The organism is Streptomyces sp. RKAG290, assembly GCF_023701695.1.
Classification (GTDB): domain Bacteria; phylum Actinomycetota; class Actinomycetes; order Streptomycetales; family Streptomycetaceae; genus Streptomyces.
The window spans coordinates 384,118-400,291 of sequence record NZ_JAJOZC010000001.1 but is presented as its reverse complement, the minus strand read 5'-3'; the positions used below and the strand labels follow the sequence as shown (position 1 = coordinate 400,291).

The following is a 16,174-nucleotide window of genomic DNA, read 5'->3' as shown; positions in this document are numbered from 1 at the left end:
AGCCCCGGTTGCGGACAGCTGCCGGTCTCCCTCAGCCGGCCGGCGGCCCCTGCCCCAGCGCCGTGAGGAGGGCAAGTGGCGTCGCAGCCGCCCAGGCCTGCGGGGAACAGGAGTGGGGGTAGGGCACCGGGCGCGGGTGGTCGGCGCGGCCGTAGCCCGCCATCACCTCCGGCAGCCGGTCCCCGTGGTGCGCCGCCGCGTCCAGCAGGCCGCGCGCGACCGTACGGGCCTCGTCAGTCAGCCCGCAGCGGGCCAGGCCCAGCACCGTCACGGCGTTGTCGTGCGGCCAGCAACTGCCGCGGTGGTACGAGAGCGGGTGATAGCCGGGCTGCCCGGCGGCCAGGGTGCGGATGGCCCAGCCGGAGAAGAAGTCGGGCTCCAGCAGCCGCCGCCCCACCAGGTGGGCGTGGGCCCGGTCGAGGATCCCCGACCACAGCAGGTGTCCTGCGTCGGAGGCCAGGGAGTCGACCTGCCGCCCCCGGCCGTCCAGCGCGAGCGCGGGAAAGCCGGGTCCCGGCATCCAGAAGTCCCGCAGGAAGCGCTCCCGCAGCGCGGCCGCGGCCGCGGCCAGTTCGTCGGCCCAGCCGTCGTCGCCCCAGACCGTGCGGGCCAGCCGCGCGGTCCGCACCAGCGCGTCGTACGCGTAACCCTGGGCCTCGGCCACCGCGATCGGGCCCTCGGCCTGAGTGCCGTCGAGGAAGCAGATCGCTCCGGCGGAGTCCTTCCAGTTCTGGTTGACCAGCCCCTCGGCGTCGGGCGTGTAGACCAGGTATCCGCCGTCGTCCAGGCCGCCGTCCCGGAACATCCACGCCACCGCCGCACGGGCCTGCGGTTCCAGCCGTGCGGCCAGGGCGGTGTCGCCGGTGGTCCGGGTGTAGCTGTCCAGGAGCACCAGGAACAGCGGGGTCGCGTCCACCGACCCGTAGTAACGGCCGTACGGGACCTGGCGGAAGTGGGCCAGCTCGCCGTGCCGGATCTCGTGGACGACACGGCCCGGCTGCTCACCGCGGTACGCGTCGTACTCCCGGCCCTGCGTCGCCGCCAGCGCGCCGAGCGTGCCCGCCGCGAGCTCGGGCCGGTAGGGGAGCGCGAAGAGGGAGGTGAGCAGGGAGTCGCGGCCGAACAGCGTGAGGAACCACGGCACACCGGCGCCGGGGACCGTCAGATCCTCCCCGTCCGGACCGACGGCGGGCACCCGCAGCGCGGCGAGGTCGCTCAGCCCGCGGGCGCACGCCGCTGCGAGTCCCGCAGGCGCGTCCGCCGGCACGGTCAGGGGAACGTCGCCGACGAAGCCCGCGATGCGGGCAGCGCGGTCCGCGGCGGCCTGCGAGGGCTCGTCAGCGGGTGCCGGACCGGCGGGTGCGCCGTGCGGCCGCGCCGCGACGGTCAGCAGGAGTTCCGCCGTACCGTGCGCGGGCAGTGCCAGCTGCCACTCCAGCCGGTGGGCGGTCTCCTGGCCCTCGACCGGTCCGGCCGCCGACGGGGGCGGCGCCGCCGACACCGTCGTACGGGAGAGCCAGTCACCGCGCGCGTAGGCGAAGTCCACTCCGTCGCGCCGCAGGAGGGCGGTGCGAGAGGCACCGTCCTTGTCGTACCGCCGTCCGTCGGAGCGCAGTTCGAACTGGTCGGCGAAGTCCGAGTCCACGCTCAGGCCGACGCGTGCGGTGGTGGCCTCCGCACGGTTGCTGACCAGCAGGAGCCGCTCCGTGAATCCCCCGGGACCGAGCGCCTGCTCGCGGAAGACGGTGTAGGCGGGGGGCTCGTCGCGCGTGCCCGGCGGGGTCAGCACGCAGCGCGCGAGGTCCTCGCCCGCCGACGGCACGAGCACGCCCGGTGCCGCGCCGTCGACGGTCAGGGACCACAGGCTCAGATGGCGCGCGTCGCGCAGGAACAGTCCGTCGGGCGAGGTGCCGTGGCTGCCGGTGATGCCGCCGTCGGCACCGACGACGACGAAGGTGCCGTCACGGACCAGCGTGATCGTGCCCGCTGTGCCGTTCATGCCCCCACCCCGTTCGCCGGGGTGCCCGTGCGAGCGGGCTCCTCCTCGGACCGGCAGGCGGCCAGCAGGTCGAGGGTGAGGGCCGCCGTCCACCCGAAGTCGCGGGTGCCCCGGGCCTGCGCGGTGAACGGGTCCACGTACTCGGCGAAGTCGCTGGCCTGCGCGGCCGCCAGCATCGAGGCCCGCAGCCGGTCCGCCGCGGCCGTCCGCCCGTACTGCCGCAGGCCGCGCTCCAGCAGCCAGTTGGTGTTGAACCAGGCCGGTCCGCGCCAGTAGCGGGAAGGGTCGAAGGCATGGCCCGTGACGTCGTACGAGGGCGCCATCGGGATGCTGCCGAGCCGGAAGGCGTCACCCGCGGTCGTGGCGACCAGCGCGTCCACGATCTCCCGGGGGAGCCCGGGAACGATGAGGGGGATGATCCCGGCGACGCTGCGTTCGGCGATGAGGTGACCGCCGACCAGGTCGCGGCTGAGGAACATGCCCTCCGCGGGCGACCACAGCCGCTCCACCAGCGCCGCGGTCAGGCGTGCCGCCCGCTCCTCGTGCGGTGCGGGGTCACCACCCGTCTCGGCGGCGATCCTGGCGAGCGCGTGCTCGGAGACGATGAGCAGGGCGTTGACGCACGGGTCCTCGACGGCGAAGGCATGGCCGGCGCCGGAGTCCGCGTACCCGCTGTCGCGGTAGTCGGCGGCGAGGCGGACGTAGCGCCCGTAGTCCAGGTCGGTGGGGCGCTCGGCCGGTTGCCCGTGATCGAGGTCGGCGCGCCGGTAGGAACCGGGTGCGGCCGGGTCGACGCGGTCCAGCGGACCGTCCCAGCACGGGCTGTTGTCCATCCCCGGTTCCCACGGGTGCACCATCGCGGCGAGGCCGCCGCCGCCCAGGTCGCGCGGGCCGGTGAGGTAGTCGTGCCAGGCGGCGAGGCGGCCGTACACCCGGGGCAGGAAGCCGCGGCGGCGCGAGGCCTCGGGGTCGGCGCAGTGCACCAGCCAGGCGGCGAGCGCGTGCACCGGAGGCTGCACGATCCCGGAGGTCTCGGTGCCCGCCGGGGCGCCGGCCGCCGCACCCGCGCGGGAGGAGCGCCAGAAGTCCGGGCTGGGGAAGTAGGCGTCCAGGGGGACCGCCGGGCTGAACACGATGTGCGGGACGCGCCCGTCGGACCACTGGGCGCCGAGCAGCGTCTCCAGCTCGCGCTGGGCGCGCCGCACCGAGAGGTGGCGCAGGCCGATGGCGATGAACGCCGAGTCCCAGCTCCACTGGTGCGGGTACAGGCCGCGGGAGGGGACCGTCGAGCCACCCGTCCAGTTCGCGAGCAGGACCCGTGCCGCGCCGCGCCGGAGCGTCAGGGCATCGGCGGCGGCGGGCACGGGGGTTTCGAGCAGCGAGGTCATGCGCCGGACCTCCGCAGGAAGGCGGGGATGGAGCGGACGGCCGCGACGGGGTCGCCGGTCAGCCGGCACTCGGCGGCGAGGTAGCCGTCGTAGCCGATGCTGTGCAGCGCGCCGAGCCAGGCCGGCCAGTCCAGGTGACCGGCGCCCGGCTGGAACCGGTTGGAGTCGCTGACCTGGGCATGGCCGATGTAGGGGGCCGCGGCGAGGATCGAGGCGGAAGGGTCGGTCTCCTCGATGTTCATGTGATAGCTGTCGATGCCGATGCGGACGGAGTCCAGACCCACCGCGCGGATCAGGTCGACGGCCTGGTCCAGCCGGTTCACCATGTGGTCCTCGTACCGGTTGAGCGGTTCCAGGTAGAGGGTGACGCCCTCCTGCCGGGCGTGCTCGCCCAGCTCGGTGAGTCCGGCGAGCAGCACCTCGCGGTCCTGCTCCTCGGTGCGCGGCGGCTCGAAGGGGGGCAGCCGCCGGGAGAACATCCCGTACGAGGCGGGGGTCTGCACACCGAGCGCGCCGATCTCCGCCGCCACGCTCAGCTGCGACTTCATCTGCTCCAGCGCGTCCCGGCGCAGCCCCTCGTCGAACGCCGCGAAGAAGTGCAGCATGTCGATGCACACGGTCGGCATGACGACACCGTCGGCGCGGGCCTGCTTCAGCTCGGGCAGCCGGTCACGGAACCGGAAGTCGCCTGCGGAGCGCAGTTCGATGGCGTCGTAGCCGGCGTCCTGGGCGAACGCCCATTTCTTCTGGAGGGTGTCGCCGGGGAGCAGCTGTTCCTGGCAGGCGGTCTTCAGCATGGGGGGCCTTTCGGCGCTGCCGGGCAGCGCGCGGTGGTGCCGTCGGGCTGGTGACGGCGTGGATCGGGATACGCGGGGCGGCGGCCCCGGGGGGCGTCAGAACTCCAGGACGACCTGGAGCGCGTCGGCGGGCCGCTCGTCCAGCAGCACATAGGCATCGGCGGCGTCCGCCACCGGCACCACATGGCTGACCAGGGACTTCACATCGACCAGGCCCTCGGCGACCAGGGACAGGAAGGTCTGCTGGAGGCGTTCGACGGTCCACCGTCCGGCGAGCTGCGGGGGCACGCCGCCGATCTGCGAGCAGATGAGCTGGACCCGGTTGTGGTGGAACTCGTCGCCCAGCCGCAGGCCCGCCCCGTCGCCCTGGTAGAAGCCCGACGCGACGACCCGGCCGCCCACGGTGACCGAGCGCAGCGCCTCGTGGAGCGCGGGGTACACGCCGCTGATCTCGATGGCCACGTCCGCACCGCTGCCGCCGGTGGCCTCGCGGATGGTCTCCGCGACGGTGCCGGTGCGGGCGTTGAGCGTGTGCCGCGCGCCGTACTCGCGGGCGGTGGCCAGGCGTACGTCGAGCGCGTCCACCGCGGTGACCCGGGCGCCGTTGAGCTGGGCCAGCCGCGTGGTGAGCAGGCCGATCACGCCCTGGCCGAAGACGGCGACGTCCTCGCCGAGGTGGATGTCCGCTGCCAGGACCGCGTTGTACGCGATGGCGCCGACCCGGGCGAAGGCGCCGGCCAGCGGCTCAAGACCGGTGGGCAGGGTGTGGCCCACCATCCGCTCGGCGGGCACGATGCCCTCGCTGCGGTGGCCCCAGATGCCCCACACGAGATCGCCGGTGACCGGCATCCCCGGTGTGCCGACGAGTTCGGGGGAGACCTCGGTGACCTCGCCGACCTCGGAGTAGCCCCAGCCCGCCACCGGATATTCGATGCCGGGGGCGCCGTCCCGGAAGATCCGGGCCTCGGCGTCCCAGGTGCGGGTCAGGTACGGGTTCGTACCGCGGTAGGCGGTGAGTTCGGTGCCCGCCGAGATGCCCGAGTAGCGGGTGCGGACCCGCAGATGGCCGGCCGGCAGCGGGGCGCTCTCGTGCTCGGCTACTTCGACCTGACGGGGGCCGACGAACTGGACGACGCGTTCCACGGGAAGCTCCGGAAGTGGTGGGAGAAGAGCGTTGCTCGCTTACTTAAGTCGAAGATATCTCAGAGTTATGTCTTGTCAACAAGCAAAAGTGATGCTGTGATGCATACCGAAAGTGCGTAAGTGGCGTGAGGAAGAGGCATGGTGATGAGGACCCGCCGGTCGAGGGCGACCCTGTTCGGGCTCGCCGCGACCCTGGCCGCAGGCCTGCTCGCGGGCTGCGGCAGCTCCGGTGGCGAGCAGAAGCCCGACAACCGGATCACGGTGTGGTCGCAGGAGAACCTGCCGCCACGCGTGGCGGCGACCGAGAAGGTCATCGGCCGGTTCGAGCGGGAGACCGGTGTCAAGGTCGACCTGGTCGGCGTGGACGAGGCACAGCTCCCGCAGCTGATCATGTCCGCCGCGGCGGCCGGCAAGCTCCCGGACGTCATCGGCGCCGTCCCGATGGGACAGGTCTGGCAGATGTACGGCAACGGCCTGCTCAACACCGAGGTCGCCGACAAGATCGTGAAGGATCTGCACCCCGGCACCTTCAACGCGAACGCGTTGTCCCTGACCCAGGACGGGGGAGCCCGGCTCGCCGTGCCCTCCGACGCCTGGCTCCAGCTCCTCGTCTACCGCAAGGACCTGTTCGCGAAGGCCGGGCTGCCGGCGCCGGACAGCTACCGGAGCGCCCGGAAGGCCGCGGCCGCGCTGGACAAGGGCGGCCGGGACGGTATCTCGCTCGCCACCGACCCCTCGGACGTCTTCACCCAGCAGAGCTTCGAGGACCTCGCCCTGGCCAACGACTGTCAGCTGGTCGACGACGCGGGCGAGCCGGCCCTCGACTCCCCGGCCTGCCGCGCGGCCTTCGCCGCGTACGACGACCTGGCACGGAAGCACGGGGCCCCGGGCACCCAGAGCGTGGACACCACCCGGGCCACCTACTTCTCGGGCAGGTCCTCGATGATGGTCTGGTCCTCCTTCCTCCTCGACGAGCTGGCCGGACTGCGCTCCGACGCGCTGCCCAGCTGCCCGGAGTGCAAGAACGACCCGAAATTCCTCGCCCGCAACACGGGAGTCGTCACCTCCCTGCAGGGCCCCGACGGCAAGGAACCCGCCCAGTTCGGCGAGATCACCTCCTGGGCCGTCACGCGCACCGCCGAGACCGGGGCGTCCCAGAAGTTCATCGAGTACATGATGGGCAAGGGCTACGAGGACTGGTTCGGCATGGCCCCCGAGGGCAAGATCCCGGTCCGCACCGGTACCCCGCAGGCCCCCGGCTCCTTCCAGCGGGCCTGGCGCGCCGGCGTCATGGGCGTCGACCACCGCGAATCGCTCCAGAAGGCCTACCCGTCCGCGCTCCTGGACCAGCTCGTCAGGGGCGTGAGCGACATGAAGCGATGGGGCCTTACCCAGGGGCAGGGCGCCCTCGTCGGCGCCACCAACGGCGAACTGCCCGTCGCCAAGGCCATCGGGGCGATGACGAGCGGACAGCTCTCCCCGGACGAGGCCGCCAAGGAGGCCAACGACGAAGTGGCCGCCCTCCAGAAGTCCCTCCAGTAGCCGCACCGGCCGATCCCTCACCGAGGTAACCGATCCCATGAGCACAAACCAGAGCGGTGCGACGAAGCGCCGCAGCCGGCCACAGACCGCCAGCAGGCGGGAGAACCGCGCGGGCCTCGCCTTCGTGACCCCCACCTTCCTGGTCGTCCTGGTCGTGGTGATCCTGCCGATCCTGTGGACCGTCCTGCTCGCCTTCCAGAACGCCAAGCTCGTCGACATCCAGGAGAACGGCCTCTTCGGCCGCTGGACCCTGGACAACTTCGCGCAGGTCTTCGGCTCGCCCGGATTCTGGAGCAGCCTCGGCACCACGCTGCTCTACACGATCGGCGCCACCGCGGGCTCCGTGATCCTCGGACTGATCGCCGCCCTCGCGCTGCGCAGGCCCTTCCGCGGCCGCGGCGTCCTGCGGGCCGCGATGCTCCTGCCGTACGTCGCGCCCGTCGTGGCGGTCTCGTTCGTCTGGGAGGTCGCGCTCAGCCCGCAGTACGGGATCGTCAACGAGTGGGGCCACAAGCTCTTCGGCTGGGACGACCCGATCGCCTTCCTGTCCACCCGGTCCTACGAAGTCGGCGTGCTCGGGATCCACTTCGACATCCCCCTGGCGCTGCTCACCGTCATCGCCTTCGAGACCTGGCGCTACTTCCCGTTCGCGTTCCTCTTCATGCTCGCCCGTCTCCAGGCCGTCCCGGGCAGCCTGGAGGAGGCGGCCGAGGTCGACGGAGCCACCATCTCCCAGCGTTTCCGGCACATCCTGCTGCCGCAGATGATGCCCGTCATCGCCCTGCTGTCCGTGCTGCGGTTCATCATGACGTTCAACAAATTCGACGACATCTATCTGCTCACCGGCGGTGGATCGGGCACGGACGTAGTAGCCGTCCGCGTCTACGACTTCCTCACCTCCCGCTTCGACGTCGGAGCGGCGTCGGCACAGGCCCTGGTGCTCGCCGTCGTCCTCATGGCGCTGCTGGGCATCTACTTCAAGTTCTTCGGCAAGAAGGTTCAGGAGGAGTCGGCATGACCGCCCCGTCGATGACCCGCGAGCGGACGACCGAGCCCGCCCGGACCGCTCCGCCCGCACGCCCCCGCCGGACCCTGACCCGCGCCCAGTTCGAGGAACGGTTCTTCGGAGTGCTCCGCTGGATCGTGATCGCGTTCCTCGCGGCCATCACGATCGTGCCCTTCTACTACATGCTGATGCTGTCGGTGAAGCCCATCGACGCACTCCTCCTGGACCCCGGCAACCTCTGGGTCTCCGCCAAGGACTTCACCCTCGCCACGTACGAGAGCGTCCTGAAACCGACCTCCGAGGGCGGCCAGGGCTTCCTCGGCATGCTGCTCAACTCGGCGCTCGTCGCCGTGGCCACGGTCCTGCTGACCCTCGCCGCCGCCGTTCCCGGCGCCTACGCCGTCAGCCGGCTGAAGTTCTTCGGCAACCGGCACGTCAGCGCGCTCTTCCTGGCCGTCTACCTCTTCCCGGCCACCCTGCTGGCGGTGCCGCTCTTCGTGATGTTCGCGAAGATGGGCCTCTCCGGCAGCCTGGTGGGACTGGCCGTCGTCTACATCGCCCAGACGGTGCCGGTCTCGATCTACATGCTGAAGAACTACTTCGTGACCATCCCCTTCAGCATCGAGGAAGCCGCCGCGATCGACGGTGCCTCCCGCCTCCAGACCGTACGCAGGATCATCCTGCCGCTCGCGCTGCCGACCCTCATGGCCACCGGGCTCTACGTCTTCATGATCGCCTGGAACGAATTCCTGTTCGCGCTGCTCTTCCTGGCGGCCGATCCGGACAAGTGGACCGTCTCCCTGGGGCTCCAGCAGCTGGCCAACGGCATCGAGGTGTCCAAGACCGTACTGATGGCCGGGTCGGTGGTCCTCACCATCCCCGTGGTACTGCTGTTCTTCGCCGCCGAGCGGCTCCTGACCGAAGGACTGACCAGCGGCGCTGACAAGGGCTGAGCACAGGTCAGGGACGGTACGGGGCCGCGCGCGGGCGGCAGGACAGACCCCGGGTACGGGACGGAACAGGACGAGGGTGGCGGCGGGGATGGCAGGAAATCAGGCAAGCGCGGGACATCTGCTGCGGCTCATCCGCAGCGGAGAGGCCACCACACGGGGCGAACTGCAGCAGGCCACAGGGTTGTCGAGGTCGACCGTCGGCAGCCGGCTCGACCAGCTCTTCGGAGCCGGCTGGCTGCGCGGCGCCACCGGCACGTCCACCGGCGGGCGTCCCTCCGCCCGGCTGGAGTTCGACCCCACCCACGCCGTGGTGCTCGTCGCCGACCTCGAAACCCGGCACGGCCGCGCCGCCGTCCTGGACCTGTCCGGCACGGTCCTCGCCGAGCACACCGGTGAACTGGTCATCGCCGACGGCCCCGAGCCGGTCCTGGACCGGCTCGCCCGCTGGTTCGGCCCGCTCCTGGAACGGGCAGGCACCACACCGGACCGGGTGTGCGGGATCGGCCTGTCCGTGCCCGGCCCGGTCGACTGGGAGTCCGCCCGGATCGTGCAGCCCCCGATCATGCCCGGATGGGACGGCTTCCCGGTGCGCGAGCGGCTGCGGGACGCCTTCGCCGAGCACGTGGGGACGCCGCAGGGCGGTGACCCGCTCCCCGTGTTCGTCGACAACGACGCCAACCTGATGGCCCTGGCCGAGCAGCGCGAGAACCACCCCGGTTGCGCCGCCTTCGTGCTGATCAAGGCCTCCACCGGAATCGGCGCCGGAGTGGTCGTGGGCGGCGAGGTGTACCGGGGGATCGACGGCGGGGCGGGCGACATCGGCCACATCCGGCTCCACGACCGCCCCGACGCCCTGTGCATGTGCGGCTCCTACGGCTGTCTGGCGGCCGTCGCCAGCGGACGGGCCATCGCCGGACAGCTCACTGCCGCCGGTGTCCCCACCGCGTCCGGCTCCGACGTGCGCGAACACCTCGCGGCGGGGAACCCGGCCGCGGTCCGGCTCGCCCGCGAGGCGGGACAGCGCATCGGCGAGGTACTCGTCACGGTCGTCACCCTGCTCAACCCGGGCGTCCTGATGCTCGGCGGCGACCTGGCGGGGACCCCCTTCCTCACCGGCGTACGCGAACTCCTCTACCAGCGGGCCCTGCCGCGAACCACCGCCAACCTCCAGGTGACCACCTCCACCCTCGGCGACCGGGCCGCCCTTCTCGGGGCGGCCGCGATGGTCGTCGACCACCTCTACGCGCCCGACCGGGCCGACATCCGGCTCACCGCCCTCGCCCGCCGCGCCGCGACCGTCTGACCCGCACGCCTGCCGGCTCACGCCCACCGCCCCCGCACCACCCACGGAGAAGCGCCATGTCCCACATCCTTGACCCGTCCCGGGACGACCGGCCCCACCCGCCGGTCCGCGTCGGGCTGGTCGGCGCCGGTCCGTGGGCCCGCGCCATGCACGCACGGATGCTGGCCGCCGGGCCCGAGACCGCACTGACCGCGGTCTGGGCCCGACGACCGGAGGCGGCCGCCGAACTGGCGCAGGCCCACGGCGCCCGGGCCGCCGGTTCGTTCGAGGAACTCCTCGACCACTGCGAGGCGGTCGCCTTCGCCGTGCCGCCCGCCGTCCAGGCGGGGCTGGCCGTACGGGCGGCCGCGGCAGGCCGGGCACTGCTGCTGGAGAAACCCCTGGGCGCCGACCTCGCCGCGGCCCGTGCCGTCGCGGAGGCCGTCGCCGAACACGGCGTCATCTCACAGCTCGTCCTCACCAAGCGCTACCACCCGGCGACCCGGGCCTTCCTCGCCGAGGCGGCCACCCGCGAGTTCATCGGAGCCCGGTCCTGCTACCTGCACGGCGCCTTCCTCGGCGGCGAGTTCGCGACGGGCTGGCGACTGGAGCACGGTGCGCTGCTCGACCTCGGACCCCATCTGCTGGACCTGCTGGACAGCGCGGTCGCGCCGATCGTCTCGGTACGCGGCACCGGCGACCCGCGCCGCTGGATCGAGCTGACCTGCGAGCACGAGAACGGCGCGGTCAGCCAGGCGTCGCTCTCGGGCAGCGTCGGCCTGTCCCGCACCCGGACCCGGGTCGAACTCTTCGGTCCCGGCGAGGAACTCGTCTACGACACGGCGGGCATCGACCACGAGGAGTGCTGGCCGGTGCTCCGGCGCGAGTTCGCCACCGCCGTCCGGACCGGGACCGGGACCGGCATCGACGCGGCCAGGGGCCTGCGCCTGCAGGAACTGCTCGATCAAGTGGGAGTGTCCTGACCCACCGGGCCCGCCGGCCCATCGGCCCGCCGAACCGGCCGGCCCACTCTGCGGCGGGCCGGGACGGAAGTCATACGGCTGTCCCGGCTCCCGGCCGGACCGATGACCTGCGCAGCCGGGCGCCTCAGTCGCCCTGCGAGTTCGGCGAGCGGGGCGGAAGCTGCGCAGTGTCGAGGAAGAAGGCGTCGATCTGCTGGACGGACTTGATGAACGCGTCGAGGCTGACGGGCTTGGTGACGTACGCGTTGACGTGCTGGCGGTAGGCGTCGTTGACGTCGTCGGGGGCGGCGGACGTGGTCAGCACCACCACGGGAATGCCGCAGAGGGCGGCGTCGTCCTTGAGTACGGCCAGCAGCTCGCGGCCATTCATCCGAGGCATGTTGAGATCGAGGACGATGAGGTCGGGCCGCTCCTTGTCCGGGTCGCGCAGGTGCTGCAGGGCGGCGATGCCGTCAGTGACCTGCTCGATGGTGCGAGCCATGCCGCGCTCCACCAGGGCCTCCTCGATGAGCAGCGCGTCCGCCGGGTCGTCCTCGACGAGGAGGACGCTGTAGGGGCGGTCGGTGGGGAAAGCGTTCACGCTGGTGCTCCGGTGATCTCGGGTGGGGAGGGGACGGGTGGGAGGCTCGGCGGTGAAGACCAGGCCCGGCCAGCGCCTGCGGGCGCCCTGGCGGCTGATCCCCCACGCCGCCCCGAGCTGCGGGTAGTTCGCGCCCGCTCTGGCCGCCGCCGAAGCCTCGACCTGAGCCTGCCGGCTGACCGCCCTGCTCAAGTGGGCCAGCACGCGTAGCCGGGCGAGCGAGTCGACGCCCTCGGGACCCGCGCCCTGCTGCGCTGCCGGGAAGCGACCGTCCCATGCCTGCTGGGCGATCTGCTGGGCGAGCTCCTGGACGCCACTGCCGGCGAGCAGGTCCAGCATCTCGTTGTCGGCAGGGCAGAGGTCGTCCATAGGCGCAGCGTAAGTCCTCACACGGGCCCGCGACAACAAACGTTGTCGCCGGCGGTACTCTGTTCCGGCTCGGAGCGCTCCGGGCTCGCGAACCGAGGAGTACACGCCGTGGGCCTGGGCAATGCCGCGCACACCGGGAACCCGAAGAGACCCGTGACCGCAGGATGGACGACGCGCCGCTGGCTGGGCGTGAGCACGGCGATCGCGCTCACGCTGCTGCTCGCGTTCATGCTGTGCGGAGGCTGGGTCCTGGCCCGGTCGACCGCGATCAACACCCGCCTCGTCGACCACTCCACTCCCGCACTCATCGCCTCGATCCGGCTGGAGAGCGCCCTGGTCAACCAGGAGACGGGCATCCGGGGCTACGGCTCGACCGGGACGGAAACCTTCCTCGCCCCCTACCGCGACGGCTTGGCACAGCAGAAGGAAGCCGTACGCGACCTGCGCGCCGCGATCGACGGCGACCCGGAGACGGAGCGGAACCTCGCCCAGGTCGAGAAGCTCGCCGGCCGCTGGCAGGACCGGCTCGCCCGGCCAGTCGCCGCCGCCTCCGACCCGAAGGCGGAGGCCGCCGCCCGCGCACCGGAAGGGAAGGCCCTCTTCGACTCGGTACGAACGGCGATATCCACCCAGCAGGACCACCTGGAAGCCCAGCGGGCGCAGGCACGTGTCGATCTGCAGGGCGCCCGCAACCTCCGGAACTGGTCCTTCAGTGCCATCGCCGCGGCCATCCTCGCGCTCACCGCGTCCGTCTTCACCGGACTGCGCCGGGGCGTGACCGGTCACCTGGACCGCCTCTCCGGCCACGTCCGCGTCGTCGCGGGCGGTGACTTCGACCATCCGGTGACCGGCACAGGGCCGGCGGACCTGCGACAGCTCGCCGCGGACGTCGAGAGCATGCGCGCCCGCCTCGCCGCCGAGCTCGCCTTCCGCGACAGCACCCAGACACACCTGACCGCCCAGGCCGAGGAACTGCGCCGCTCCAACGCCGAACTGGAACAGTTCGCCTACGTCGCCTCGCACGACCTCCAGGAGCCGCTGCGCAAGGTCGCCAGCTTCTGCCAGCTGCTGGAACGGCGCTACGCCGCGAACCTCGACGAGCGCGCCGGCCAGTACATCGCCTTCGCCGTCGACGGGGCGACCCGCATGCAGGGCCTCATCAACGACCTGCTGGCCTTCTCGCGCGTCGGCCGGCTCTCGACCGAGCACCGCAGCGTCGACCTCGACGAGCGGTTCGAGCACACCGTCAGCTCGCTGAGCGTGGCCGTCGAGGAATCCGACGCGGTCATCACGCACGACCCGCTGCCGACCCTGTACGGGGAGCCCAGCCAGCTCGGCATGCTGCTCCAGAACCTCCTCACCAACGCGGTCAAGTTCCGCTCCCCGGATCGCTCCCCGGTGATCCACCTGGGCTGCCGGCCCGTCGAGGACGGCTGGGAGTTCGCGATCACCGACAACGGCATCGGCATCGACACCGAATTCGCCGAGCGCGTCTTCGTGATCTTCCAGCGGCTGCACACGCGCGAGGAGTACACCGGCAACGGCATCGGGCTGGCTCTGTGCAAGAAGATCGTGGAGTACCACGGCGGCAGGATCGCCGTCGACCCGCTCCACGCGCCCGGCACCCGGATCGTCTTCACGCTCCCGCAGTCACCTCCGCCCGGACCGCTGACGCACCCCTTGGACACCCCGCACGGTGGCTCACCCTCGTAGCCCAGCAGGGAGTGCAGCTCCGCCGGTCCGACGGGTGTTCCGCGATCGGCTCGGCGAGAGTTCTGGCCGGGGTGGGGGAGTGGGGGAACTCTGCACGCCACTTGCCGCGACCGGGGTTAAGGATCGCCGGAGAGGGGGCACAGAAAAGGGCGCGTATTCATCCCACGACATCCCACGAAGGAGAGTCATGGCAGTCGCCGGCAGCCCTCGATACACCGTTCCGGGTCTCAGCACCAAGGACGGCAAGCAGATCATCTCGCTCTTGAGCCTGCGCCTTCACGCGCTCAACGATCTGGCGCTCACCCTCAAGCACATCCACTGGAACGTGGTGGGCCCGCATTTCATCGCCGTCCACGAGATGCTTGATCCTCAGACCGTGGCGGTCAGGGGAATGGCCGACGACACGGCAGAGCGGATTTCCGCACTCGGGGGCGAACCGCATGGCACCCCCGGCGCCCTGGTCGCCGAGCGGACCTGGCACGACTACAGCCTCGGCCGCGCGGACGCCATGGCGCACCTGGGCGCCCTGGACCTCGTATACACCGGCATCATCACCGAGCACCGCTCCGCAGCCGCCAAGGCCGGCGCGCTCGATCCCGTCACCGAGGACCTGCTCATCGAGCACCTGCGTTCCCTGGAGCAGTTCCAGTGGTTCGTCCGCGCCCATCTGGAGAGCACCGGCGGTTCTCTGTCCACGGCCGGAGCCAAGACGGAGCGGCAGGCCGCCAAGGCCGCAGCCCCCGCCCGTAAGCCGGCCACCAAGCGGGCCGCGAAGAAGACCGGCGGCTCCAAGGCCTGAGCGGTTCCCGCCCGGTTCCGGTGCGCGCACCCGGCGCACCGGAGCGCCGGCCTCACCGTGTCGTCCCATGACTGACCGGTACCCAAGAGGTTAGGAGCAGAGCCATGAGTTCCTTCCGAGAGGTGTTCGCGCGCCGGCAGTCGTTCTCCCGCGTGGCCACGTATGCGGGCTCGGCTGCGGCTGTCACCGCCGCCGCGGCGCTCGGGGCGGCAGCCGTGGACCCGGACAGCCGCTGGTACAAGAGCCTCAGGAAACCGGCCTGGCAGCCCCCGTCCTGGGCCTTCGGCGCCGTGTGGACGCCCTTGTACCTCTCGATCGCGGGTGCTGCCGGGCACGCCCTCGTCCGCACACCGGTCGGGAAACGCAGTCAGGTGGCAGGCTCACTCGCCGTCAACCTCGCCCTCAACGCGGGCTGGAACTGGCTGTTCTTCAAGGCCCACAGCCCGAAGGCCGCCCTTGCGGGAACGAGCGCCCTCGTAGCGAGCAACGCCCAGCTCATGCACCAGATCTCGAAGCATGATCGGGCCGCTGCCGTCGCCCTGTCCCCCTACGCACTGTGGTGCTGCTTCGCCACCGCTCTCAACGCCGACATCGTCCGCAAGAACGCGTGATTGCGCCCGCACGCCCTTGAACGCGGCGAGGTTCTACGGCAGATTCCTCGGACGAGGTTCATGATCCGGGTGGTCGGGAACCGAGCGCGGAGAGGTCGGTCATGCGGACGGCGGTCAGCCCATGGGTGATTGACCGCACGTCACCTCTGCCAGGCCTCGGCCACCGACCGGGCCAGTGCACCGGCCTGGGCGTGGCCCGCGCGGGCGGCAGCCGGTCGGCGCGTGTCGTCCGTCATGTCGCGGCCCATGATGCGGCGCGCAGCGCGGTCCGGGGACAGCAGGACGACGCGCGCCCCCTCGCCGGACAGCTCCGCGGCCTGCTGCGCGGCGCTCGGATGCGGCCCGACCGCCCGGGGTATCGGCACTACCGCCAGCACCCGCCGGTACCCCCGTGCGAGGTGGAGGTTGGCGGTCGAACGACTGCCGCCGTCCATCCAGCGCCGACCCGCCACGGTGACCGGCGGCCACACGACGGGCACGGCGCAGCCGGCCGCGACCGCTTCGAGCAGTGTCACCCCTGAGCGTGAGTCGAACAGCTCGACCTGGCCGGTCCGCGCGTCGACCGCGGTGATCCGTAGCTCCTGCTCCGGCCAGTCGCGGACGTCGCCCAGCAGCGCGCCGACCGTTTCGAAGACGTCCGACTCCGGGCCGGTGCGGGCGTGCAGCGCTGCCCGGGCGAGGCGTTCGACGGATCGCTGGGGATCGCGGGAGCCGAGCGCCGCCCAGAGGAAGCGTGCCGTCTGGCGCGCCGTCACCGGCAGGCGGACCGCGTCCGCTCCGGAGAGCTGGCGCTCGTACAGCTCCGCCGCCGGGACGCCGGCCAGGAGCCGGGACCCGAAGACGGCGCCGGCGGAGGTGCCGATCACGACGTCGGCGCTGCGGTGATCGATCCCGGCCTCGGCGAGCCCGGCCAGCGCCCCGGCCAGCCAGGCCCCACCCACCGGCCCGCCGCCCCCGAGTACGAGTGCGGTGTCGGACATGCTTCTCCCTCCCGGCGCGCGCCCACGGA

Annotated in this window: 14 protein-coding genes; 8 read left to right on the top strand and 6 right to left on the bottom strand. The window is 72.0% G+C overall.

The features are described 5' to 3' along the window. Nucleotides 1-31: 31 nt before the first annotated feature. The 4 genes from LNW71_RS01775 to LNW71_RS01760 all read right to left on the bottom strand — a co-directional run bounded on the left by LNW71_RS01775 (nucleotide 32) and on the right by LNW71_RS01760 (nucleotide 5,327). Nucleotides 32-1,999: a glycogen debranching N-terminal domain-containing protein gene (locus tag LNW71_RS01775; protein WP_250966597.1), complete on the bottom strand. Its 1,968-nt coding sequence runs from the start codon at nucleotides 1,997-1,999 to the stop codon at nucleotides 32-34. Then, on the bottom strand, nucleotides 1,996-3,387 hold the full coding sequence (locus tag LNW71_RS01770) for a trehalase family glycosidase (RefSeq protein ID WP_250966596.1): 1,392 nt from the start codon (nucleotides 3,385-3,387) through the stop codon (nucleotides 1,996-1,998). The genes LNW71_RS01775 and LNW71_RS01770 overlap by 4 nt, the downstream gene beginning before the upstream one ends. Then, the gene (locus tag LNW71_RS01765; RefSeq protein ID WP_250966595.1) at nucleotides 3,384-4,184 is read right to left on the bottom strand and encodes a sugar phosphate isomerase/epimerase family protein; all 801 of its coding nucleotides are present in this window, start codon (nucleotides 4,182-4,184) and stop codon (nucleotides 3,384-3,386) included. Before LNW71_RS01765 ends, LNW71_RS01770 begins: the two co-directional genes overlap by 4 nt. Nucleotides 4,185-4,280: 96 nt before the next feature. Beyond that, nucleotides 4,281-5,327: a zinc-binding alcohol dehydrogenase gene (locus LNW71_RS01760; RefSeq protein WP_250966594.1), complete on the bottom strand. Its 1,047-nt coding sequence runs from the start codon at nucleotides 5,325-5,327 to the stop codon at nucleotides 4,281-4,283. A 138-nt stretch (nucleotides 5,328-5,465) separates the two neighbouring features. On the opposite strand from LNW71_RS01760, the gene LNW71_RS01755 reads away from it, so the two are divergent. From LNW71_RS01755 to LNW71_RS01735, 5 genes are all read left to right on the top strand, one after another. Then, nucleotides 5,466-6,869, top strand: coding sequence for an ABC transporter substrate-binding protein (locus LNW71_RS01755; RefSeq protein WP_250966593.1), 1,404 nt, complete (start codon nucleotides 5,466-5,468; stop codon nucleotides 6,867-6,869). 37 nt (nucleotides 6,870-6,906) lie between these two features. Next, the gene (locus LNW71_RS01750; protein ID WP_250966592.1) at nucleotides 6,907-7,887 is read left to right on the top strand and encodes a carbohydrate ABC transporter permease; all 981 of its coding nucleotides are present in this window, start codon (nucleotides 6,907-6,909) and stop codon (nucleotides 7,885-7,887) included. Between the two features lie 74 nt (nucleotides 7,888-7,961). Beyond that, nucleotides 7,962-8,828 (top strand): carbohydrate ABC transporter permease, encoded by an 867-nt coding sequence (locus LNW71_RS01745; protein WP_250971856.1) that lies wholly within the window; start codon nucleotides 7,962-7,964, stop codon nucleotides 8,826-8,828. 88 nt (nucleotides 8,829-8,916) lie between these two features. Next, nucleotides 8,917-10,131: an ROK family transcriptional regulator gene (locus tag LNW71_RS01740; RefSeq protein WP_250966591.1), complete on the top strand. Its 1,215-nt coding sequence runs from the start codon at nucleotides 8,917-8,919 to the stop codon at nucleotides 10,129-10,131. Nucleotides 10,132-10,187: 56 nt separating this feature from the next. Further along, nucleotides 10,188-11,093 carry a Gfo/Idh/MocA family oxidoreductase gene (locus LNW71_RS01735; RefSeq protein ID WP_250966590.1) on the top strand — a complete coding sequence of 302 codons (906 nt, stop codon included), beginning with the start codon at nucleotides 10,188-10,190 and terminating at the stop codon, nucleotides 11,091-11,093. Nucleotides 11,094-11,217: 124 nt separating this feature from the next. On the opposite strand, the gene LNW71_RS01730 is transcribed toward LNW71_RS01735, so the two are convergent. After that, nucleotides 11,218-12,042 (bottom strand): response regulator, encoded by an 825-nt coding sequence (locus LNW71_RS01730; RefSeq protein ID WP_250966589.1) that lies wholly within the window; start codon nucleotides 12,040-12,042, stop codon nucleotides 11,218-11,220. Between the two features lie 108 nt (nucleotides 12,043-12,150). On the opposite strand from LNW71_RS01730, the gene LNW71_RS01725 reads away from it, so the two are divergent. The 3 genes from LNW71_RS01725 (at nucleotide 12,151) to LNW71_RS01715 (ending at nucleotide 15,165) form a co-directional block, all read left to right on the top strand. Beyond that, nucleotides 12,151-13,755 carry a sensor histidine kinase gene (locus LNW71_RS01725; RefSeq protein ID WP_250966588.1) on the top strand — a complete coding sequence of 535 codons (1,605 nt, stop codon included), beginning with the start codon at nucleotides 12,151-12,153 and terminating at the stop codon, nucleotides 13,753-13,755. 187 nt (nucleotides 13,756-13,942) lie between these two features. Continuing rightward, nucleotides 13,943-14,554, top strand: coding sequence for a DNA starvation/stationary phase protection protein (locus LNW71_RS01720; RefSeq protein ID WP_250966587.1), 612 nt, complete (start codon nucleotides 13,943-13,945; stop codon nucleotides 14,552-14,554). A gap of 104 nt (nucleotides 14,555-14,658) precedes the next feature. Further along, a complete protein-coding gene (locus LNW71_RS01715; protein WP_250966586.1) occupies nucleotides 14,659-15,165 on the top strand; it encodes a TspO/MBR family protein in 507 nt (168 codons plus the stop codon). A gap of 140 nt (nucleotides 15,166-15,305) precedes the next feature. On the opposite strand, the gene LNW71_RS01710 is transcribed toward LNW71_RS01715, so the two are convergent. Continuing rightward, entirely contained in the window at nucleotides 15,306-16,145 is an 840-nt protein-coding gene (locus LNW71_RS01710; protein ID WP_250966585.1) for a patatin-like phospholipase family protein, read from the bottom strand. Nucleotides 16,146-16,174: the final 29 nt, after the last annotated feature.